Source organism: Flavobacterium sp. F52, assembly GCF_000278705.1.
In the GTDB taxonomy this organism is placed as follows: domain Bacteria; phylum Bacteroidota; class Bacteroidia; order Flavobacteriales; family Flavobacteriaceae; genus Flavobacterium; species Flavobacterium anhuiense.
In genome coordinates, this window is sequence record NZ_AKZQ01000037.1 from 152702 (window position 1) to 176531 (window position 23830).

Consider the following 23830-nt stretch of genomic DNA (forward strand, 5'->3'; position numbering starts at 1 on the left):
ATTCTTTTTTTATCTATAAAACTAATCATTTATTGGGATTTGGAATTTAAAAAAGTTGAAATTTGAAGTAGTTTTATCTTTTTAAACTAAAATGTCCTTTTACATTTTTTCCATTAACAAAAAGAAGTGTGAACCAATAATCATCTGAAGGCATTTCTCTTCCGTTAAAAATTCCGTTCCAGCCTGATCCATTCTGATTCATTTGTTTTAATAATTTTCCGTAGCGATCAAAAATAGAGATGGTATAGTCGGGCATTTGGTCAATGTTTTTAATTGCCCACAAATCATTGTATCCGTCTCCGTTTGGAGTAAAGAAGCGCGGATAATCCAAAACATATATTTGAAATACATTAGACAGGCCGCAACCATTTTTGTCTCTGGCAATTGCATTGTAGATTCCAGGACTTATTTGTGTGAAATTAGGATCGTCTTGAAAAATAGTTCCATCCAGAGAAAATTCATAATTTCCCACTCCAGTATACAAGATTTTCACAGAATTGTCTGTTCCAGAGAAATCTTTTACGTCTGCTCCTGTAATTGTAGCTGGCTCAGATAAAATTACTTTGAAGGTTTTGGTTTTTTTACATCCATTTACATCTGTTACCGTCACAGAGTAATCACCAGCGGTATTAACTTGGGTTGAATTTGTTGTACTTCCGTTAGACCAAGTATAGCTGCTAAAGCCAGTAGCAACGTCTAATGTTATCTCATCACCTTTACAAAGATATTGTGTTACATCTTCAAAATTAGGCGGGTCAAAAGTATGTACAATCAATTCGATAGGAGTTATGTCATAACAGTTTGAACCATTAGCAGCACGAGCGTAGATAGTTTGGCTATTTGGCGTAGTATTTTTAAAAATATTGGGTAGCTGATTAGTCTCTGTAACTGCATCTGAAGCTGTCAAAAAATAATTGACTATCAATCCAGAGGGCAGACCCGTTAAAACTTGAGGAGTTACTTCTGTCGCTAAATCAAATTGATATAAACCGTCTTGCGTTTCATCTTCATCACATTTGGCAATTGGAGCCTGATTTGGAATTACAGCGCTTGAAACATTTAATGTAATTTGAGCTATTGCACTGCAACTAAAAGTATTTTCAATCCTAGCAAAAACAATTTGATTCGCAGCTTTATTGGTGTAACGCTGCGGATTTGAAATTGGATTTGTTTTTGCCTGTGCATGGGCAAAAGTTTCGTAATATCCTTGATTGGTGATCTGCGGATTATTGTTTTTTACAATATTAGCAACTTTCGTTAAATCAAAAATGGTGAAACCATCGGCATCATCATCACATTGTAATAAAGAAGTGTTGGTTGATTGAATTTCAGGAGCAAACTCAATGGTAATTTCTCCTATAGAAATACATGTTGAGCCAGTCAAGTTTGCTTCGACTTTATACATTCCTGTTGTTTGTACAGGATAAGATGAAGACGTTGCTCCAGAAATCTCAACATAATTGTTGGAAGCATCTTTTTTGAACCACTTAAAAGTGTAAGCTGGTGAGCTTATATTGGTGTCTAAAACGTAATTTTCGCCAAAACAGATAGGATTGTTATTTGCTACAGTTCTATCTTCACCAAAATTTATTTTCGTTACAAAACTGCCTGCCTCAATAAAAACTGCCGAATTATACTGTCTTGTTGCATCATCGGCAATAACCAATTTTAAATGGTATTTTTTGTTTGGAATGACATCTGTATAAGCGTTCATGACTACTGTCTGGCCAGCATAATTAATAGGGCTAGAAGTTGTATTATATCCATTAAAGTAGTTTTCATTTACAGCGGCACAGCCAATAAGTGGTTCTCCGCCAGCTCCGTTCATGTTGTCAATTTTTGGATGGACTGTTGTTGCTGAAACTGCTGTCGTAGTATTGGGTAAAACAGCGAGATTTTTATAGTTTTCACTGCTTCCCGCTTCTTTAATCAAAAAAGCAAATCCGTCTGAATAAATACAAGGGAAATTGAGTTGATATTCATTTGAGGCAAAAATATAATTAAAGCTGATAGAGTTGGTCAACGCTATAAAATCAAATTCTAAGACTGTTGCTTGAGTGCTGCTATTAATTCCCAGCGCCTGATTAAGATCAGTATCGCCATTCCAACCTGGCACTTGCGTGCCTTTTGACTCTTGCTGTATGTAAGGACCTTCAGCTTTTTTGCTTGGGGAAGTGCTTAAAACTATTCCGCTAGAGAATGGAAAATTTGCACCTCCCGTAAAAGAACCATAACTCTGTTGGTTTGGAGTCGGATTCCCTGAAGCACTTACACTTTCAGTATCAATACAAGAACTATTTATTAAAACATTCTGAATTAAATCGGCTGGTGTGGCAGTAGAATTTACAGATATAGCCTGTGCACTGATTTTGTTATAAAAACAGCACAAAAAGAATGTTAGAAATAAAATTCTTGAAGGACTCATAGTAACAAATATACTACAAATCTCTATTTTTTAATAATTTGTAAGAAAAATGTATAAATACAAAAGTCCAAATTAAAACAATAAAAACAGCAAAATAATCAACGCTAAAATCAGCATCGGTTTCAATTCCCATTTGTGTGCCAATATTTTTGACGACAGATAATCTCGGGCCTGGATTGACAATTAAATTAGACATGGCTTCCAACGGGAAAAATTGCATTATTTTTTGATTAGTGTTGCTTTCGGGAAAAACTTTGAATGCCAAAATAGCTTTAATAATACCTTCAAGAATGTTCCAAACCAAAAGGAAACCCAATGCAAAAGCAGAACGTTTTACTAAGATTCCTAAAAATAAACAGAAAGAAAAGAAACCTGTCAGTTTTACAAAAAAGGCCAAAAGGTAATCTAAGTCGCTAAAGATAATCCCGAACTCTGTGTAAGAAGAAAAGCATAATCCTAGAATTAAGCTCATTATAAAAACAAAAACAGTAGATGCAAAGGCAAATAAAACGACAGTTAAGAATTTCGATAGAATAAATTCTTTTTTGCTGAGACCATCAATTAAGTTTTGTTTTAAAGTTCCATAGCTATATTCATTTGCCATCATTGAAACAATAACGATTGCTAAAAAGAATTTCATCCAAGCGGCAACATAAGTGTTAAAATGCCAGATAAAAGGAAAATTAAAAATCCCCATTTCTGCCAAATGAAATTTGAAAGGTCCTATGTCGAATTTTATAGCTGCAATTAAGGCTATAAAAGAAAGTAAAATGAAATAAGTTAGAGTTAATATTTTACTGGCTTTGTTCATCCAGATTTTTTGCAATTCTATAGAAAGAAGTCTTTTCATGGTTTAGTTTTTTTGAGCGATAGCGTTTTTGGTTAATTCTAAAAATTGTGCTTCCAAACTGTTTTTACGTTTTACTAAATGACTTAATACAATATTTTTAGAAAATAAAAACTGATTTAACTCTGAAGCTGATAAATCTGATTTTAAGTAAACCAGAACTTTTCCGTCTTCTTCAGAAACTCTATCTACAGCAGGATGCTCAATTAAAGAAGATTTTAAAAGTAAATTATCATTTGACTGAACTTCAAAGAAACCTTCGTTTGAAGACATTCCGTCAACAGAACCAGAATATAAAACTTCACCTTTTCTTAAAACAATTACTTGAGAACACACTTTTTCTACTTCGTCCAATAAATGTGAAGCCAATAAAATAGTAGTTCCTTGTGAGGCAATTTTTTTAATGATATCTCGAATCTGATGAATTCCCTGCGGATCTAATCCGTTGGTGGGTTCATCTAAAATTAAAATTTCCGGATCATTTAAAAGTGCCGACGCAATAGCCAGACGCTGTTTCATTCCTAAAGAAAAAGTGCTGAATTTGCTGTCTTTTCTCTCACTCAAACCAACTAATTCCAGTTTTTCATTGACTTTAGAATAGTTGATGTTTTTGATTTTGCAGACCAATTTTAAGTTTTGCTCTGCAGTCATGTACGGATAGAAATTGGGTCTTTCTATAATGGCACCGACTTTTTTCAAGGCGTCATGAGTTTCAACATTGCCATCAAACCAGCGATAATTGCCAGAAGATTTATTGACAACATTCAGTACAATTCCTAAAGTAGTCGATTTTCCGCTGCCGTTTGGCCCTAGAATGCCATAAACACGACCTTTTTGTATTTGAAAAGATACATTTTTTAGAGCCTGAATACGGCCGTATCTTTTACTTAAATTCTCAATGGTTAATATGGTTTCCAAATTTTTCTGGTTTTAGTTTTTAGTATGACGAGCCAAGTTGATTTTTGTTACTTTAAATTCTAACTTTAAATCGTATTGACGTAAATTTGTAATAAAGATATTCAAAATGAGCGAGCCTTTAATGGTTTTAAAAAAACCGTCTTTTCCTTTAACACAACCACTTTTAAGTTATTTAGAGCGATATGAACGTATTTCTAAAGTTTCTGTGTTTTATGATGACTTGCTACGTTTTTCGGGTTCGATAAATGTTTATGATAAAAATGATACCGACACGCTTTGGATTCGGGTATATTATAGCGAATTTGAACGTAATGAAATTGATTTAAATCTGAAGAAAATATACTCGCTTCTGCATTCTGATGGTAATAGTGAAATTATTCAATATCTAAACGTCGATGCAATTGATTATTGTACGTTCGGAAATTCAAAACCTTTTAGAATTAAGGTCCGAAATATTCTCAACGATAACTATGTCCATTTTTACATCAAAAAAGCAGATGCGTCTCGTATTTACGGACTGGAATTGGAGGATATTCTTTCGCCAGATAAAATTAACTTTTTGGTTTATAAAGATACTTTGATCGAAGAGCATATTATCGGAATTCCTGGTGATGTTTTTATGGATACGCTGCTAGACAAATGTAGTGAAATGGAAAAAGCACAGATTGCCAAAGAGTTTGTCAAATTTAACGAACGCTGTATGATTCGTCTTTTGGGTGATATGAGAGCCTATAATTATGTAATTGTCCCGATTCACGATTTTGATCAGGTAGTCTATAAAATTCGTCCAATCGATTTTGACCAGCAATGTTACGAAGGGAATTTTAAAGTGTACCGCCCGCAGTTTTTCAAGGAAAATTTTCCGATGATTCAATTAATCAAAGAGAAATTAGAGGAACGTTCAATCATTCAATATAAGGATGAAGAAAGAGCAATTTTGGCAAAACGTATTCATTCAGCCGAAACAAGAATAAAAAAATTGCTGAATATTATGTGCCACGACACCATCTCAACGCAGGAGCATTTATTGCAATTAAAAATGGAATTGTACCGTTATACAAACGATATGAAATTTAAAAATGCAAAATCAATGGGGCATATTATGCACGCTGCATTTGAATTTATTACCCGTAATTTTAAAAACACTAACTTAGTTTAAATCATTTCATCATATAAATTATATAAGATCAATTAAGCCAATCTTTTTAAATTATATGGTTTTAAAAAATAGTTTTATGAAAAAATCTTTTTTGGTTATCTGTTCAATAGTTTTATTAGCTTGCCAGAAACAATCTGGTTCTGATTTAAAAGAACTTTATTCGCTTCCGAAAAAATTAAAAGAAGTTTCTGGAATCGCTTATTTTCCTGAAACCAAAACCCTTTATACATTGGAAGACAGCGGAAATAAAAATGCTATTTATGCTATCGATTCTAAAGGGGAATTAGCCAAAACCATTACGATTTCAAACGCTATAAATGTAGATTGGGAAGATATTACAAGAGATAAAACGGGAAATATCTACATTGGCGATTTTGGAAATAATGATAATGAAAGAAGAGATTTGTGCATTTATAAGCTTCCAAAAAATGAATTGAATCATGATGTAGCTAAAGCTGAATATAAAATTTCATTTTCATACCCAGAGCAAAAGGAATTTCCGCCAAAGAAAAAAGAAATGTTTTACGATGTTGAAGGTTTCTTTGAGCAAGGTGGCTATTTCTATCTTTTTACCAAAAATAGAAGCAAAGGTTTTGACGGAACAGCTTTTATATACAAAATCAGAAATGCTGCAGGAACTCAAAAAGCAGTTAAAATAGGGGAATTTAAAACTTGCAACAATTACAATCATTGTGTGCTGACCAGCGCGACAATAAGTCCTGACGGAAAAAAAGTTGCTTTATTAAGCCACGATAAAGTGCTTTTGTTTAAAAACTTTAAAGGAGATTTATTCCATAAAGGAACGCAGACCGAAATAAGCCTAAATCACTTCTCACAAAAAGAAGCCATCGTTTTTAAAGACAACAACACTTTGCTTATCGCTGACGAAAAAACAAACAAAATAGGAGGTAAGGTTTATGAATTTAGACTCTAAGATTCTAAGTTGCTAAGATACTAAGTTTTAAAGCAAAAAAGTTAGCCACGAATTCACGAATTAAACTAAATCATTCGTGAATTCGTGGCTATTTTTTTAAACTCAGGGCTAAAAAAAACTTAGAACCTTAGCATCTCAGAATCTCAGCTTCTTTTTTAAAAACTATATGCTGCCCCAAAAATCAATCTTCCTATTTCGTCTGGAGATTTGAAATAAGAGATTCTTGCCGTAATAACATTTATCGCATTCAGCCAAAGTCCGCCGCCGTAATCTTGGTGCCATTTTTTAGAATTTTCGCCATCAAGCCAAACTCTTCCATAGTCGAAACCTCCTAAAATTCCGTACGTAAAAGGCACAATCGTTTTGCGGATTTTTCCTATGCTCAAACGTAAATCAGAGCTTTGGGAGAAGTAAGAATTTCCTAAGAAACGCTCATTTCTAAAACCTCGTAAATCAGTATCGCCTCCCAGAGAAGCACCTTGATAGAATTCGTAATTATTGTTGAAAATGGCCTTTCCTTTAAGATAAGTAGCTAATATCAATTTTCCGTTGTGATCAATTTTATGCGTAAATCCTAAAACGCTTTCAAGAGTAGGGAAATTCTTTTTTGTGTCGTCAAGATTTGTCGTCCATGTTCCTGCGATCATAAAATACATTCCTAATGTAGGTTTCGCGGCAAAATCTGAATTTTTAAAGAGATATTTTACTTTTAAACTTCCGTAATTCTGACTGTCAAATACATTTGGATTTACAATACCCGGAATGTTGATGTATCTATTTTCTGTATCTTCAACCGTCATTCTTTGGAAAATGGGTTGAATGCTAAATTCGCTTCCATATCTTCCAACATGACGAATAGCGCCCGAAGCATTAAATTTTCTAATACGCACACGATTGTAATCCATTCCTAAATCATCGTCGTATTGCGATTCATTTCCATAACCGAAATAGTTCATGGCAAAATTTGGAGTTGTATACAATGATTCCACATCAATAACCCATTTGCCCAATAAACCAGGGAAATGCGCAGCATAATTAAACTCTAAACCGCCAGTTGCAAAATAGTAGAAGGCATTAAAAATATGTCTTTGTGTGTACGGATTTTGTTTAAAATTGTTAACCGTATAATTGACATTAACACCTACTTTTACACCATCATCTGGATTATAGCCAATGTTTGGAAGACCAGATACTACATTATATTTTGGCCTTTCGTAATTGTAAGCATTAACTTCGTAATCGTCTGTAAGCTGAGTTTGCGTTTTAGAATCAAGATTGTATGTGTTTTCTTTAGATTTGAAATCGTAAACAATAACCTTTCTTCCGTTTTCAATATTATAAGTATCGTTGTTCTGACCACCAATCAAACGAATTTTAATGCTTGATTTTTCGGTTCCTTTTACTTCAAAAACATCATTATCGTCCAGTCCGTAAATCCAAAGATTTTTGGTCTTAGCATCGCTTACGTTTTTGGTGTAAAGCAATTCATCTCCTTCTTTTTTAATTCTGAAAACCTGAATTTCAATACCTTTCTTTACATTATGATTTAAAACAAACTTGTCTTTTTTGTCTGTTCCCGCAATCATAACAGTTTTATCTAACACATCAGAATACTCGCGAGCATATTTCTGAAGATCTTTTTTTCTGCTTTTTAGTTTTGCTTTGATTTCATCAACCGTTTCGTCTTGAACTTCTTTTGGCATGTTTTTGAAAGCCACATCGATATCTGCATCTGTTAAGTTTTCCTGAATGTATTTGCCTTGTTCAACCCATTCTTTTTCTCCAGCAGTTTTTAGAAATGCCAAATCCATAGGATAGGGTTCTCTTCCAAGCCATTTCACATTGATTCTATCACCTTTGAAAGTTCGCATATGACGAAGAGGAGGCATATTCATTATAAGCGAAAGCAAGGCGCCATCGTATTTTACAAATGCTTGATCACGATCTCTTGGAATTGGTCTGTAAATCACTTTACCATCTTCTTTATATTCAGCCCAACGCCATTGATCGCTATGCCTGTCCCAGTCGCCTAAAAGAATATCAAACAAACGTGCTTTGATATATTCTTTTTCATCAACAGTATATTTTTCGTCTTTATGAAGATTCAGCATCATATCATCAGTTCCGATGATGTTACTTGGTTTTCCAAAATTTTTGCCATCAAGATGATTGTCAGCAGGTCTTTCTTCAACCATATATAATTGGTCTCCAAAACTCGCATTAAACTCGCCTAGACCATTTTGCTTCGGAATATAGTACAGGATTGGATTCGTATGCCTCAATCCAATTTGATCAGACATGCCTCCAATAGCGAAAGAAGAATAAGGGTGAGAAGTAGTGTAAAAATCAAACAAGAAATCTTCGGCGTATGTTTTTTCAAATTCATTAACCACATATTGATCTTTAAAAGCCACTGATTGCAAGAATACAGTCGCACTTTTTTTCATAGCACGCATGATATATTCACGCCCTTGAGGATCAGACATTCTTAATGAAACGGATTGATGTCCCCCGCCTTCGCGAATGGGTTTTAAGCCTCCTTTTAAAGTGTCAATTGTAGCAGTTCTCGCTTCAATCGGTAGACTGTAATATTTTCTATAATGCTGGCCGAATAAAAATCTGTGAAATGCACTTTTTTGAGTCATTTTTGGAGAATAAATCGAAGTGGTCACAGTTTCAGGAAACTTGTTGGGAATATCAGAAGCCCAGTTAATTTCTTTGGCTTTTATAATCTCTCGCTCAAAAAGCAACTTTTCTTTGCCATTTTCATTTCCATAAAAAGAAACTTTTGCATCTCCGCTTTTAAACATAGTTAATGTTGCATAACCATTTCCGCCATATGAAAAATCATAAGGATTGATCGCTCGTGCGGCTTCCGATTTTGAGCCTGCTCCGCTGATAATCTGCTGGATATTTTCTTTGCTGATATATTGCAGATTATGATCGTGACCAGAAACTACAATCACATTTTTCTGCTTTTGCAAAAGGGTTTTAATCCTTTTAGTATAAATCGTATATTGTTTGTTCTGGATATCTTGCGGATTTACACCAGAAGTTTTTCGCAACAAATTAATGAATGAACCAATTATCGGAAGCGGAATTTTTTGCTCTAAAGGAAATAATTGTTTTTCTAATGAAAATTGCCCGCCGTGTGTTCCGTTGCTTAGTAAGGGATGATGAATAGCCAAAACAACGGTTTTTTCTTGATTTTTGTTTAAAAGGCCTTCGAGTTCTTCAAAAAAAGCTTCTCTGGTTTTAATTTCGCAATTATCATTGATTGTTGGATGATCGTTCCAGTCTTCAAGAAACCATTCACTATCAACAGCTATCAAAGTAGTCGTGCTATCTATTTTTACGTTTTCAATAGGGCAGGATTTCCTTGGAAGAAAACCTTTTTTATCATTTAAATATTTCGTAACAAAATCAGCTTGACGTTCTAGCCCTTTGATACCGCTGTACCAATCATGATTTCCAGGAATTACGATTGTTTTTCCTTTAAAACCTTCAGTTAATTTTAATTGATTGGTTAATTTAGTTTCTGCTAAAGCCTTATCCTCAGGATGCTTATCACCCGGAAATCCCTTCGGATAAATGTTGTCGCCTAAGAAAAGAAGCGTTGACTTCTTACTTGCTTTCTTAAGTTTTTTATGCAGAAGTTCAAGCGTTTGCTGCGCTTGTTCTTCGTCGGCATTTCCAGCATCTCCAACAAGGAAAAAAGTATGTGCAATTTTTATGGTGTCTGTTGCGTTTTCTGTTTCGTTGGCACTAACATTTTTTCCGTATTGCGGTTTGCGAGTGGCGCAGGCGTAAACAATGAATAGGGCAATAATTGCTAATGAATAGTTTTTAATCTTAGCAATAAAATGATTATCCAAAAACAATTTCATAATTTAGTGGTATAAAAATATTCTTTATGAATCTAATAGAACAATCCGAAGATTTCGTGAGTAATTTACTCAAAGATAAACTTTCTAATTTATATTCTTACCATAATTTTAATCATACTTTTACAGTTGTTACTGCAGTCAAAGAACTTTGCAAAAAAGAAGATGTAAGCGGTGAGGATAAGGAAGCACTTTTGGTTGCTGCATGGTTTCATGATACGGGATATATTGAAGGGTATGAAAATCATGAAAAAACAAGTACAAAAATTGCTGCTGAGTTTTTACGAGAAAAAGGAAAATCGGAAGAATTTATCGCGCTTGTTTCGAGTTTGATTCTAGCTACGGTTAAAGAATATGAGCCTAGAACACACTTAGAAAAGATTATCAGAGATGCAGATTATGCCCATTTAATGGGAGCTGAATATGCGACAACTTGCGAATTATTGCGTTTGGAATTAAAAAATGCAGGTATAGTGAGTTTTTCTAATGAGGAATGGACTAGAGAAAACCTGAATTTTTTATTGAATAAACACAGATTCTACACAGATTACGCCTTGAGAAAATGGCAGCCTCTGAAAGAAAAAAATCTTTTATTAATTCAGAAAAAAATCAATAAACAGGAATTGAAAGCCGCCGCAGCACTCGAAGAAGAAAATAAAAAAAGAGAGAAGGCTGAAAAAGCTGATAAACCAGATCGTGGAGTTGATACTTTATTTCGTGTCACTCTTGGAAATCATACGCGTTTAAGCGGTATTGCAGATAGCAAAGCCAATATTTTATTGTCTGTAAATGCCATTATTATTTCGATAGCTTTGTCTTCTATTATTCCAAAATTGGATAGTCCGAGAAATGCGCATTTGGTCGTGCCAACGTTTATTATGCTGATGTCGAGTGTAATTACAATTATTTTTGCGATTCTTTCTACACGTCCAAAAGTAACATCTGGATTTTTTACTCGTGATGATGTAGAAGCTAAAAAAGTGAATTTGATGTTTTTTGGAAATTTCTACAAAATGCCGCTCGAAGATTATGATTGGGCAATGAACGAAATGATGAAAGACCGTGATTATTTATACTCAACCATGATTAAAGATTTGTATTATTTGGGATTGGTTTTACAGCGAAAATATAATTTACTCCGAATTGCCTACAATTTTTTCATGTTTGGAATTATCATAACGGTAATTGCGTTTGTGATTGCTTTTAAGTCTATTTAAATTAAAATTTTAAACACATAGAAACATAGATCTTTCTGTGTTAAAAAGAATAGAGAAAGAAACTTGTTTCTCACACATAGCTCAAAATTCAGAAAGCTTTGTCAAAGTTTAGACTTTGACAAAGCTTTTTTCATGTTAGGTGCGACTATGTTTTTTTCAAAAAAATGAAATGCCTTTTATCGGTTTTCAAAATCTATGTTTTTAAAAACAAAAAAAGCTCAACTATTTAGTTGAGCTCATCTAATAAATCCTGATAGGTTATTTTTTTAATTCCTGGATTCGAATTATTGTTGATTACTTTCACACGAATCGCTCTCAAACCAGAAACTCCCTGAAGATCTTCAACTTCAAATTGTTCAATAGAAGGTTCAAGAATTTTTTTATGTTGCAGGTATTTAATATATTTTAAATATTCTGCTTCTTCACTATTTTGAGAGTAAACAATTGTAATTTTCTCTTTTTCAGTAATTCTTTCGTTTGTGCCTTTGATATGAGATTTGTCAATTCGTTTTTTAACTACTTCATATCTTGCATTGTAAGTTCCATCTACATCAAAACGTTTTTCATCCATTCTGAAACGTATAGAAAGCGCAGAACTAAAAACCAGAATCAGTGACGTGACATCCAATTCATATGGTAAAGATTCTTTAAGATCATGGTGTTCTAGTTCCATTTCGCATAAAGTCTGCAATTGCCATAAACGAAGATTATGCAGATACATAATATCGAATGGTTTTGTTGGCGAAATAGAAGCTCCAATATATAAATTGTGCTCAACACCATCCGTTTTAAAACGTTCATAGTAATGCGGATAAATCTGCTGGGCTTCAACTTGTTTTCTGTCTAACACCGTTGCCAATCTTTTATTGATAATCGACATGGCATTGTCAAACTTCTTTCTTTCCTGATAAAACATGCCGGTTTTTTCATCCAGTTTTTCAAAATACAATTCTTCAAGCTTTTTACTTTTTGGATTGCTTTTAGTGTTTTTTAATATCGGATGAATTTCTTCTTCAATATAACGCTGTACATGCTGTTCTGTATCTGCCTTTAAAGGAAAATCCAATTCGCTTCTAAGCGATTCCAATTCAAATTTTCTTTGTTCCAACAGAACAAGATTTGAATTAGAGTCTTGATTATCAAAGATCTCTAACAGAGCTGTAAGTTGACTTTTTAAATCAATTTTAACCGTTTCGTTTCGGTGTTCAGACGAACCTTTTATATCTATTTGGCCATACAGCGGATATACATTTTTAAAAACAATTTCTTTAAAAATATAATCTTTAGTATGATTCATATTCTGAAAGTAATTTTGCGATTCTCTCTTAAACTTCCAGTATACGCTCGGGTGAATGGTAGTATATTCGCGCTGAATAATCGCTTCAATCTGATGTTGCATATCGGTATTATAGCGATCAATCGTATCAGTTAAATACGGCAGAACCAAATCGAGTTTTGTAGCATTTACACTGTTCAGATCTCTTGGATTTTCTGAAACCAGTTCCACAACGCCCAATAAATGTCCACTTTTAATGACAGGAGCAAAAATACAGCTTTGAATGCCTTGTGACAGTAAATGTTCGCCGAGTCTTTTGTTTGTAGATTCTTTGGTAAACTTGCTGACGTTAGAAATTACAAAAGGCTCTTGATTGTCTAATAGATTTTCGAAAGAACATCCAAAAAAAGCACTTTTGCACTCCACTTCCTGATCGTCAGAAAGAAGAAAGCTTTTCATCTGATTTTCGTATTTTGCCGGTCTGATAAATTTCTCTTCTTCGGAATTATAAATAATAAATCCGACTTTCAAATTTGGAAGATTAAAAATGGATTGAAATATATTAGAAACTTCCTCATCAGTCGTAACTGTTTTAGGGCCAGGTTTCAACAAATTACTTTTTAAAATAGAAATAGCACTTTCTGTGGTAGCATCAAATAATGAAACAATTCCAAAACCTCTTAAGATCCAGCTTCCTTTTGGAAATTTAGATTTCCATAAATTGATGTCGTTATAGTTATCAAGTAATTGATCGATATCTTCTTGAGTTAACGGAACAGCGTTTTCAGTCGGAGTAATTTCCATGAAATCAGCATTGTATAAAATACGATAATGTTTTTCAATTCCATTTTCGTTCGGAATGTCATAGAAAAAGGGCTGATTGAAATCAACGTGCTGTTTGTAATAATTGCTGAGAATTAAACAGCAGTTATTGATATAGAATTGATGTTCGCTAAAATCACGAATTTCCATATAAAATTCATCTCCGGCATTTTTCAAGATTTTCTTAAAACGCTCCGTATAATTAAATGAGATGTTCTGGAATGGAATCGTAACCGCTTTTATTTCATTGTGCGTCAATGCAGTTGGAAATAAATCGGCTAAGATATTCTTAATTAAAGCTTCATTGTTTTTGATAACCGAATAATCCTGGATTCCAGTCCTAAGTTCGGGAATTAATTCAATTTGTTCTAAAATCGCTTTGGCATAGTTTGATCTGTAATCAACATCTGACCGAGCAATTTCTTCAAAAGATTCAATAAGCTTATGAAATGAAATTATAGTGGTAAAAGGACTTTCTTTAAAAAATTGAATATCCATCTGAGTTATTTTTTAATGCAAAATTAAGCATAAATTAAGAATGTACGACATTTTGTAATTTCTTTCGCTTATAGTTAAATAGCTGATTGCCTTTAAAATAGAAAGGTCACGAAAGTTAATTTTGGCTTTAACAAAAAATTAACATTTTCAAAAAGGGAACGATCGTTCCATTATTGAAAATATAAAAGTGGCAATAACAGAAATTTTCAAGCAAGCGGTTATAGAAAGTCTTCAAGATCGAATTACAAAGGGCTGTTTTATGGTGAATTCTGCAATTGAATTGGCAATGCATGATCCTGAGATTGCAAAAATTGTTCGCGATAACCAGAAAGTAGTAGATGATATTTTTTGCAATGCTGTAAGAAAAAGACAAGAGTTAGGCCAGATTTCAGAGAAACAAGATGCAAGATCACTTGCAAGATTTATTTTCAATAATATTCTGGAATTCGAGTTTTAGCTCTAGCCGGAGAAAGAGATAAGCAAGTTTATGATGACATTTTAAAATCGATTTTCGCTTCGTTTTAGAAAATCAATTTCAATAAAAAAAGGCAATTACAAATGTAACTGCCTTTTTTTGTATTAAGTAAGTAATAGAAAATGAAAACTTCTTAGCTTTTTTCTTCTTTGTTAAAGTAAACTAAGTAGTAATACATTTGTTTTTCTTCATCCCAGCCTTTTTCAACAAATTTTTCTGCACTTTCAGGATTGATAAAATCCATTTTTATCTGAATATGAGTATCCAGATTAATTACATTTTTAATCGATTTTCTAGCGTCAGAAACTGCTGCGTTGGCAATAGGGAATGAGGTAACATCTTCGATGCTGTATTTTTCTCCTTTATCAACTTTATAGTTTTTAAATTCAGGAATCAAATCAGGATTGTCTAGTACTTCATTCAAGAAATTCTGCTCTTCAAACTGATCGTTTTTAGCGAAATAATTCACAGATCGGTTCATAAACATTACTTCCTCTTTCTTGTCTTCTGCTGGCAATACCACGTCTTTTGCGAAGTTTTGACAGAATTTTAAATATTTTTTAGTGATGAAATTTTCATCTTCAAAAGCATCTACAGATAAAAAGTGCTCTAACCAGTAACGCGCGTCATAACGGTTGCTGTCTACAGTCAGGATTTTGTATCCTTCTTCTTTTTTGTAATTGAAAATCAAACATCCTTTATCCAATTTACTCAAGTTAATTCCTTGCTGTAAAATCATTTCAAGGTTGCTTCCTTTTTCTTCAAACTGTAAAAAGTCTGCCTGTAATTCGCTTTTAAAGATTCCAATTGCATCAACTACATTATTATCAATGCTTAAGTTGGTCAAATATGTTACATAAACCTCTCCGTTCTTAATATGCGGGTGATTTGACTGCTCAAATAAATGTTTTGTGATGTTTTTAGAAACCTCATGAACATTTGACGGATTAGCAAAAATCTCAGTTGCATATTTAAACATGTCGTTGTAGTCCAAGTCCACTTCGTGTGCAAACTGATAATAGTTTTCTTCTTTTTCTCTAAAAGGCTTAAAAAAGAATTCTTTGATCAGCGGTACAATTTCGTCATTTAAATTAAATGGCTGCTCTGATAAAAAAATCGCTTCGTTACGGCTTTTGTTTCCTACGCGGTGTATTGACAGCGTGTCGATGTGGGTGTTGAATAAGTTTATCATATTTTTTTAGGTACTGAGGTTCTGAGATGCTAAGGTACTAAGGTCGGGTTCTGTCTTTTATTTTTTTAATAAAAGAAACTAACATTCTTTCCACCTCTCGGCTATCCTCGTATAAATTGTTAAAATCTTCTTCTTTTAAATAAGATATATTTTTTGCGATTTCTAATTGCGTTTGCATCTCAAATAAAGAGCCAACAGAAATGTTTAAGAAGCGTAAAAGATCTTTATCACTTTCTCTGCCAAATCCTTCAGCAATATTACTGGGAATAGAAATCGAGCTTCGTCTAATTTGTGAAGTTAATCCGAAAACTTCTTCTTTTGGAAATTTGTTTGTTAAGGAATAAATTTTGGTAATCAAGGTCATAGACTTCTGCCAAACCAGTAAAGTTCTAAAATTGCTCATGCTTAATATTTTTAATTTGAAGAATTAAAAATAAGAAAAAACTTTCAAAAATTAAAACCTTAGAACCTTAGCATCTCAGAACCTTAGAACCTTAAATTAGTTCCAATTCTCCTCAAATCCATAATCTTCGAAGCTGTCATCTCCTTCGAACATGTCAAGATCGTCTTCGTCTAGATCGTCTTCAAATTCTCCGTAGATATCATTGTGCATGTCATCGGCTTCGAAGTTTTTTTCAAGAGCTTCGTCTGGCATTTCACCGTGAGAGAATAAAGTTTCTGGGTAAGTTGCCCCAACAGCTTCATCTTCGATAGCAGCCAATTCTACTAAGAAAGTCCACATGCTGATAAAATCATAAACGTAGATAATCTTTGTGTTTTCTTTGTCTAAAATACTAGATAACGGATAATCGTTCATGGTTCTTATTTCGCCAGGAACATCTCCTGTATCAAAAAGCGGAATTTCATCTTCTTGATTCCATGTATCATCACAAGTATAAAATGAAGCCACTTCTGATCCGTCAAAGCCAAAAGCATTGAAGATTGCATTGTGTAAATCCTCAAGAGTATCATCTTCAAGAATTGCAATGTCTCTAAAAATATCTTCTTCGGCGTCTAGAATAACTCTAAATTTATAAACCATAATCTTTGTTTTTATTGAGAGGTCAAAGGTAAAATATAAAAAACGAAATTCGAATCTCGAATTGCGATTTGTTGAAAAGATTTTAGAAATTTGATTTTCAATTAGTTTGTCTGGCTGAGCGAAGTCGAAGCCTTTTACCAATAAGAATGCTCTTCAACTCTGCTCAGGGTAACAAACGAGACTTGAAAACTTCTACTTTCTCGCCAATCTTTTTCTAATTTTATGATAATGTTTGTGATAAGTACTATGACTTGGATAGCTTCTGCTTGAAGTCATATTATTAAAAACCATGGCTGTTAAAAGTAAAATCATAACGCCTGTAAAAACTGGAGAAAGAACATACATATAACCAAGGGCTTTTACTTTTTCTGTTCCGATAACTGCAATTAAAGCCGTTGCTCCTCCTGGCGGATGAAGCGTTTTGGTAATTTGCATTAAAATAATAGCAATCGAAACCGATAAAGGCGCTGCAATCCACATAATATCTGGAACCAGTTTATTGACTGTAACCCCAACAAGAGCCGAAATTACGTGACCGCCAACTAAATTTCGAGGTTGGGAAAACGGACTCTGAATAATTCCGTAAACCAAAACACTCGATGCTCCAAAAGAACCAATTAAATAAACCGCATCTGGACCAGAAAAATGTATCGATTGAACATAAGCTAAAAATCCAATTCCGGCGAAAGAACCTAAAAATGACCAAAAATGCTCTTTATAATCTATCAAGGTTTCTTTGTAAAGAATGTAACGTGTTTTGCGATAACTTCGTTTTATTTTTTCAGTGGGCATAGTATGTGGTATTATTTTGCTCGTTATGTTTTTAAATATACTTTGCGGTATGTTATTAGACTTTATTGCTATGTGAATCTGTAGCTTGTCAGTTTGAGGTTATTTAATTAGGCTTGGGGAATAACTATATACAGTATACGGATAAATTGTTTTTGCAGTATATTTTGAAATTAAACAAACTGCAAGAATTGGAAAAAACAAAGTGTAATCGTTTGTTAAACCGCAAACTAGAAAAATGGCTGTAAAAGGCGCATGAATACTGGCACTCAAAACCGCCGCCATTCCGATAATCATAAAGTTAACCGGAATTACATTTACATGGAAAAAGCTGTTTAAGATAGAAGCCAATAATAATCCTAAAAATGCTCCGATGAATAAACTTGGAGCAAAAACACCTCCGTCACCTCCAGAAGCCAATGTTATTGATGTAACAATTGGTTTTAGAATTAAAATCCCCATAAATGTTAAAGCTAAAGTTATAGTCAATTGATTTTGAGGTGCATTTCCAAAAATTCCTTTAATGGCGTGATAACCTTCTCCGTATAATTGAGGAAAAAAGAATAAGGAAATACTTAAAACTGCTGAACCTAAAATGATTTTGTAATAATGTGTGTCGATTTTACCAAATTGTGATTTGAAGAATAAGACACAACGTGTTAGGTAAACCGAATTCATTCCAGCTAAAATTCCTAAAAGAATGAAGTACGGAATCGCTTTTAAATTCCAAGTTGCAATTGAAACGGCAAATAAAGGTTCTTCTTTTAAAATCGTTAATAAACCAAATGCAATAGAAACTGCAATTAAATTTGAAATCATAAAAGCGCGAGTTACCTTTCTAGAAATTACTTCGAAAGCAAATAAAACTCCAGCAATTGGACTGCTAAAAAGTGCCGTAACTCCTGCAGCAACTCCCGCACAGATTAATTCTGTCTTGTATTGACGGAAAACATTTTCTTTTTCATGAGCAACAGATCCAATAGTTGCTGTAGCGACAACGGTAGAAACTTCAATTCCTGTTGAACCTCCAAAAATAACGGTTAGTAATCCGTTTATGAAATGTGATGGAATTTTATAAGAAGGGAGATTTTTAGATTTTGATGAGGTGCTTTCAAAAACTTCTTTGATTCCTTTATTTTCTTTTTTCTTAAAAAGATATTGCCTTAAAAAATAAATTACCGATAATCCGAAAACTGGAAATACGATATAAAAAATAGGGTGTACCGATACTTCGTGAAAGAAGATTTCTTCGTAATATTCTGTTATTTTTTTTAGTGAAATTCCGAGAAAGCCAGAAAGGAAGCCAATTAAAATAGAAACAATAACTAATTTTCGGAGTTTAATGAATTGATGATTTTTTTTGATTTGCGCCGTTTTGTTCATCATTATAAGTTTGAGAATTCCGCATTTTTTTCTGCGGATTACAAAATTAAGCATCAAATTCGGTTTTTTCTAGGAAATCTTTAATTTAGTGTGTTAAAATGGGATTAGTAAGAAAAGCTTTCTTGTTAAGGTTTTGCCACAAAGGCGCTAAGACGCAAAGTTTTTTATTTAAGGCAAAGACTAAACAGGTAGTTTGTCATTTCGACGAAGGAGAAATCTTCACAAGTAACTCCGCAATCAAAATCGCCAATCTTTGTAGAGCTTCTCGCGGAGATTTCTCCTTCGTCGAAATGACAAAAAATGCGAAATATCTTTGCGTCTTAGCGCCTTTGTGGCAAAAAACTATCTTTCATAAAACTCAATCGGTAATAAATCTGGATCTGCAATAAAAGTGAAACGTTTTTCAGTTGTTTCATCAATTCTTATTGGTTCTGATTCTATATTTTTTGAAGTTAAAAAAGCAATCGTTTCTTCTAGATTAATTACTTCAAAAGCCAAATGGCGCAAACCAACCGCTTCTGGTCTTGAAGGTCTTTGTGGCGGATTTGGAAAGGAGAATAATTCGACAACATAAGTGCCATTTAGGGCCAAATCTAATTTATAAGACTGGCGCTCTTCGCGATAGATTTCTCTAATGATAGTGAGGCCTAAAATCTGGGTATAAAAATATTTCGATTTTTCGTAATCGGAACATAAAATGGCAATATGGTGAACTTTATTAAGGGTAAGCATTATTTTTTGGATTCAGGTTCTTGATTTAATTTTCGAATAACTTTTGCAGGATTTCCAACAGCAAGCGAATTGTCTGGAATATCTTTTGTAACGACAGAGCCAGCGCCAATGACACAGCCTTTTCCAATAGTCACACCTGGACAAATAACAGAATTTCCGCCAATCCAACAATCGTCTCCAATTGTAACTGGATAAGCATTTTCTAATGTTTTTCTCAATTCAGCGTCAAGCGGATGAGAAGCAGTATAAATCTGAACGTTTGGTGCAATAAATACATTCGACCCAATTGTTACAGGCGCGCAGTCCAAAACCACACAATTCACATTAAAATAAACATTTTCGCCAGCAAAAATATTGTAACCGTAATCACAGTGAAAAGGAGGTTCAATATAAAAACCAGCTCTTGCGTTTGGAATTAATTCCTTTAAAATCTCTTTTGCTTTTTTGGTAACTCTGTATTCTTTTACATTTAAGCTATGCAAAAGGTTTTTTGCCGCACGACGACCTTTTACCAATTCTGGATCAAAGGCATTGTAATACTCGCCAGAGATCATTTTTTCTTTTTCGGTTTTCATTATTTACATTTTCGTCTTGGCAATTTTGTCGTGTATTTTTACAGTTTCTTGCAAAGCAGCGGTACAATACCAAGGCGTTAATTCGGCTTCGAGTAAATTGGCTTTTATGGCTGGATCAGTGGCAACAAGCGCTTTGGCTTCTTCAATCGTTTCGACATTAAAGATATAAATGCCACGATAATTTCGGTCATTTTTCATAAAAGGTCCAGCTACAACCAATTTTCCTTCTTTGGCCAATTTGCCAATATTTTCCATGTGGCCAGCAAAGAGTTTTTTGGTTTCTTCTTTAGAAGCCGTTGTATTGCTTCCAGATTTTAAAAGACAGAAAACATATTTCTTCATTCCGTATTCGTCGGCGTGAAGTGATTTGGCCAAAGATTCATCGTATTTCACTTCGGTTTCTTGTGAAAAACCGATGGCATTAAAAAATAGAAATGCTAGAATAAAAATTGAGGTCTTCATTTGATCAATTAATTTTAGAATTAGTCTCAATTTTGTCATTTCGACGAAGGAGAAATCTTCACAAGAAACTCCGTAAAGAAAGTCGTCAATCTTTGTCGAGCTACCAACGAAGATTTCTCCTTCGTCGAAATGACAATACTGTGCGAAAATTTTTTTTATAATTAGAGCAGTTTCTTCAAAATAACAATCTGTCCTAAATGATACACATCATGTTGGATAATTCCGTGAATGTGCTCGTAATAAGTATGACCATTGTTCACGTAAATTTTCGCTAAATCTTCATCATCAAAACTTTCAAAAAAAGCGTTCCAGGAATCTTGGGATTTTGCAAGTGTTTGAAGCGATTGTTCCCAAGCAGCCTCAGAAGGATCTATAACGGGAACAAAATAATTATGGTCTGGAGTTATGATTGTTTCTCCTTGCATACGCTGTAAAATATTCCTTCTCCATTGAATCAAATGATTTACAATTTCCCAAATTGTATTAAGGTTTGGATTTATTTTTCTGTATGCCTGCTCGGCTGTAACATTTTTTAAAGTATTGTCTAAATTGACTTCAAGCCAAGGATTTCCGTTATAAATGGATTGATATAGATTTGAAATTCGTTTACTTTCTGACATAAAAAGATAATTTTGGTTTTCATAGCTAAGATACAAATTAGTATTTTACAACTCATCCTCGAAAATCTACAATTGGGTTATTATATATTTTTTAACATGAATTGTTAAAATACATTTGCTTCATCAAAAACCAAAGATGACATGAAAACCAGATTATTTTTTACCCTTAGTTTTTTATTTTTTACAGTTTTAATTTTTGCTCAAAATACTATTTCAGGAAAAGTAGTAGATCAAAAAGGAAAACCAGTTGCAGGCGCAAATATTTATATTGATGGAACTTATGACGGTGCAACAAGTTCTGAAACTGGAGATTTTTCTTTTGAAACTGCAGAAACAGGAAACAAGTTTCTAGTGGTTAGTTTTTTACTTTTTGAAACTTACAAACAAGAAATTGATGTTGCCAATTATAAAGATCAAACGGTAAAATTAAGAGAAAATGTTAATGCTCTAGATGCTGTTGTCATTACAGCGGGAACTTTAGAATCTGGAGATAAGGCGAGAGTTTCTGTTTTAAAACCTTTAGATATTGTGACCACAGCAGGTTCTGCTGGAAATATTGTGGCGGCATTGCAGACTTTGCCAGGAACGCAGACGGTTGGCGAAGACGGACGTTTGTTTGTACGTGGAGGTGAAGCGAGCGAAACTCAAACTTTTGTAGATGGAATTCGTGTAGCGCAGCCTTACGGTGCAACAACCAATAATTTACCGACAAGAAGCCGTTTTTCTCCATTCTTGTTCAGCGGAATTGCATTTTCTACTGGAGGGTATTCTGCAGAATATGGCGAAGCTTTATCAAGTGTTTTACTTTTAAATACGCAAGATGAAGAAGATCATGAAAAAACAGATATTGGATTAATGACCGTTGGTTTGAGCTTAGGAAATACACAGAAATTCAAAAAAAGTTCATTGAGCGTAAATATGATGTATGTGAATTTAGCGCCTTATCAGGCGGTTATTCCTCAAAATGTAGATTGGAACAATCCGTATCAATCGCTTGGAGGTGAAACAGTTTACAGATACAATTTCACAAACGGAATATTTAAGCTGTATGCTTCATTTGATTCTGAAAAATTTGATTTGAATCAGAAAAACGTCAATTTCGAGAATCCGATTCGAACTGACATGAACAACAATAACTTCTATTTGAATTCATCTTATAAAGGGAGTTTTGGAACTGGATGGCAGATTACTTCTGGAGTTAGTTACGGTTACAGCAAAAACAAACTGAAATATGATATTACAGGAGTAAATAGCCAAGAAAATGCAGCGCAACTGAAATTGAAATTTAGCAAGAAGTTTTCAAACTACTTTAAATTATCTTTCGGATCTGATTATTTCATTACAAAATATGACGAAAATGTAGCAGATAATGTCGCTCTTGATGTTACAAATGGTTACGATTCTAACATTTTTGCAGCTTACACTGAAGGCGATATTATGTTTTCTAAAAAATTAGCTTTAAAAGTCGGTTTAAGATATTCAAACAACAGTCTTTTAAATGAAAATAATATTGCGCCAAGAGCTTCATTAGGTTATAAAGCTTCAAAAAGCAGTCAATTCTCTTTTGCTTACGGAGATTATTCTCAAACGCCAGTTGTAGATTATATTAAATTTTCTAAATACCATCAGTTTGAAAGTGAGAAAGCAAGACATTACATTTTAAATTATACGTTTACAAGACCCGGGCAAACATTGAGAGCAGAAGCTTACTACAAAGATTACAGCAATTTGGTGCAGTACGACACGAGAGATATTCAGTACAATTCGGTCTTCAATAATAACGGATCGGGTTATGCAAAAGGATTGGATTTATTTTGGAGAGACAGCAATCTGTATAAAAACTTAGAATATTGGATTTCATATTCGTATATAGATTCGGAAAGACAATATAAAAACTTTCCAAACATGGCAACTCCAAGTTTTATTGCCAACCATAATTTATCTGTAGTTGCAAAATATTTTATTACAGACTGGAAATCTCAGGCGAGTTTAACAAACAGTTTCAGCTCAGGACGTCCGTACAATGATCCGAACCAGACACAGTTTATGAACGGAAAAACAAAATCATATAATAGTTTAAGTTTTAGCTGGGCGTATTTATTAACCACACAAAAAATCCTTTATTTCTCAGTTTCGAATGTTTTAGGAACTCAAAATGTTTTCGGATACGATTACGCCAAAACACCAGACGCAAGCGGAGTATATCAAAGACAAGCCGTAGTGCCAACAGCAGATAGATTCTTCTTTATAGGTTTCTTCTGGACGATTAGTCAGAATAAAAATGAGAATCAGTTGAAAAACTTGTAAGTCGCAAAGTGACAAAGTAACAAAGTGACAAAGCTTTTAAAAGAGTTTATGCGAGAAACCTTTGTTACTTTGTCCCTCTGAACCTTTGTCACTTTAAAAAAAAACAATTCAGTAACCAAAATCAACAACTCAGCAGCATTTAATTTTAAAAGACTAAAAACCAGTATACTTTTGAAGTGTAAATTAAAAGGAACAAAGAAACAAAGTGGCAAAGGTTCAAGGTTTTGAATCTTAAATAAGTAAAAAAAAGAAACCTTTGCCACTTTGCCACTT

Annotated in this window: 19 protein-coding genes; 5 read left to right on the top strand and 14 right to left on the bottom strand. The window is 33.6% G+C overall.

Annotation, left to right across the window (positions count from 1 at the left end; all coding sequences use genetic code 11):
• Window positions 1–73: 73 nt before the first annotated feature.
• Genes FF52_RS19205 through FF52_RS19215 form a run of 3 tightly spaced genes read right to left on the bottom strand, consistent with a single transcriptional unit; the run spans window position 74 to window position 4190 of the window.
• Entirely contained in the window at window positions 74–2425 is a 2352-nt protein-coding gene (locus tag FF52_RS19205; RefSeq protein ID WP_052017608.1) for a T9SS type B sorting domain-containing protein, read from the bottom strand.
• A gap of 13 nt (window positions 2426–2438) precedes the next feature.
• Entirely contained in the window at window positions 2439–3275 is an 837-nt protein-coding gene (locus tag FF52_RS19210) for an ABC transporter permease (RefSeq protein WP_008468172.1), read from the bottom strand.
• Between the two features lie 3 nt (window positions 3276–3278).
• Window positions 3279–4190 (bottom strand): ABC transporter ATP-binding protein, encoded by a 912-nt coding sequence (locus FF52_RS19215; protein ID WP_008468174.1) that lies wholly within the window; start codon window positions 4188–4190, stop codon window positions 3279–3281.
• 106 nt (window positions 4191–4296) lie between these two features.
• Between FF52_RS19215 and FF52_RS19220 the strand changes: the two genes are divergently transcribed.
• Window positions 4297–5349 (top strand): hypothetical protein, encoded by a 1053-nt coding sequence (locus FF52_RS19220; RefSeq protein WP_008468177.1) that lies wholly within the window; start codon window positions 4297–4299, stop codon window positions 5347–5349.
• A gap of 76 nt (window positions 5350–5425) precedes the next feature.
• A complete protein-coding gene (locus FF52_RS19225; RefSeq protein WP_008468180.1) occupies window positions 5426–6283 on the top strand; it encodes an SdiA-regulated domain-containing protein in 858 nt (285 codons plus the stop codon).
• 155 nt (window positions 6284–6438) lie between these two features.
• Here the strand turns inward: FF52_RS19225 and FF52_RS19230 are convergent, their stop codons facing one another.
• On the bottom strand, window positions 6439–10170 hold the full coding sequence (locus FF52_RS19230) for a metallophosphoesterase (protein WP_008468188.1): 3732 nt from the start codon (window positions 10168–10170) through the stop codon (window positions 6439–6441).
• A gap of 26 nt (window positions 10171–10196) precedes the next feature.
• Here FF52_RS19230 and FF52_RS19235 point away from each other — a divergent pair, with 26 nt between their 5' ends.
• Entirely contained in the window at window positions 10197–11384 is a 1188-nt protein-coding gene (locus FF52_RS19235; RefSeq protein ID WP_008468189.1) for a Pycsar system effector family protein, read from the top strand.
• A gap of 226 nt (window positions 11385–11610) precedes the next feature.
• On the opposite strand, the gene FF52_RS19240 is transcribed toward FF52_RS19235, so the two are convergent.
• Window positions 11611–13980, bottom strand: a complete 2370-nt coding sequence (locus tag FF52_RS19240; protein ID WP_008468190.1) for a GAF domain-containing protein — start codon at window positions 13978–13980, stop codon at window positions 11611–11613.
• Between the two features lie 187 nt (window positions 13981–14167).
• Here FF52_RS19240 and FF52_RS23460 point away from each other — a divergent pair, with 187 nt between their 5' ends.
• Complete coding sequence (locus FF52_RS23460; RefSeq protein WP_192811817.1) at window positions 14168–14437, top strand: TetR family transcriptional regulator C-terminal domain-containing protein; 270 nt, start codon at window positions 14168–14170, stop codon at window positions 14435–14437.
• Between the two features lie 151 nt (window positions 14438–14588).
• On the opposite strand, the gene FF52_RS19250 is transcribed toward FF52_RS23460, so the two are convergent.
• The 9 genes from FF52_RS19250 to FF52_RS19295 all read right to left on the bottom strand — a co-directional run bounded on the left by FF52_RS19250 (window position 14589) and on the right by FF52_RS19295 (window position 21250).
• Window positions 14589–15647 (bottom strand): nucleoid-associated protein, encoded by a 1059-nt coding sequence (locus FF52_RS19250; RefSeq protein ID WP_008468195.1) that lies wholly within the window; start codon window positions 15645–15647, stop codon window positions 14589–14591.
• A 37-nt stretch (window positions 15648–15684) separates the two neighbouring features.
• A complete protein-coding gene (locus FF52_RS19255; protein WP_008468197.1) occupies window positions 15685–16050 on the bottom strand; it encodes a four helix bundle protein in 366 nt (121 codons plus the stop codon).
• 96 nt (window positions 16051–16146) lie between these two features.
• Window positions 16147–16689, bottom strand: a complete 543-nt coding sequence (locus FF52_RS19260) for an IS1096 element passenger TnpR family protein (protein ID WP_008468204.1) — start codon at window positions 16687–16689, stop codon at window positions 16147–16149.
• A 192-nt stretch (window positions 16690–16881) separates the two neighbouring features.
• On the bottom strand, window positions 16882–17481 hold the full coding sequence (locus FF52_RS19265; RefSeq protein WP_008468206.1) for an HPP family protein: 600 nt from the start codon (window positions 17479–17481) through the stop codon (window positions 16882–16884).
• Between the two features lie 99 nt (window positions 17482–17580).
• Window positions 17581–18861: a chloride channel protein gene (locus FF52_RS19270; RefSeq protein ID WP_052017610.1), complete on the bottom strand. Its 1281-nt coding sequence runs from the start codon at window positions 18859–18861 to the stop codon at window positions 17581–17583.
• A gap of 342 nt (window positions 18862–19203) precedes the next feature.
• The gene (locus tag FF52_RS19280) at window positions 19204–19593 is read right to left on the bottom strand and encodes a VOC family protein (RefSeq protein WP_008468209.1); all 390 of its coding nucleotides are present in this window, start codon (window positions 19591–19593) and stop codon (window positions 19204–19206) included.
• Complete coding sequence (locus FF52_RS19285) at window positions 19593–20168, bottom strand: sugar O-acetyltransferase (RefSeq protein ID WP_008468211.1); 576 nt, start codon at window positions 20166–20168, stop codon at window positions 19593–19595. The genes FF52_RS19280 and FF52_RS19285 overlap by 1 nt, the downstream gene beginning before the upstream one ends.
• A 3-nt stretch (window positions 20169–20171) precedes the next feature.
• On the bottom strand, window positions 20172–20630 hold the full coding sequence (locus FF52_RS19290; RefSeq protein ID WP_008468213.1) for a YciI family protein: 459 nt from the start codon (window positions 20628–20630) through the stop codon (window positions 20172–20174).
• A 161-nt stretch (window positions 20631–20791) separates the two neighbouring features.
• The gene (locus FF52_RS19295; protein ID WP_008468214.1) at window positions 20792–21250 is read right to left on the bottom strand and encodes a DinB family protein; all 459 of its coding nucleotides are present in this window, start codon (window positions 21248–21250) and stop codon (window positions 20792–20794) included.
• Between the two features lie 141 nt (window positions 21251–21391).
• Between FF52_RS19295 and FF52_RS19300 the strand changes: the two genes are divergently transcribed.
• A complete protein-coding gene (locus tag FF52_RS19300; RefSeq protein WP_008468215.1) occupies window positions 21392–23557 on the top strand; it encodes a TonB-dependent receptor in 2166 nt (721 codons plus the stop codon).
• Window positions 23558–23830: the final 273 nt, after the last annotated feature.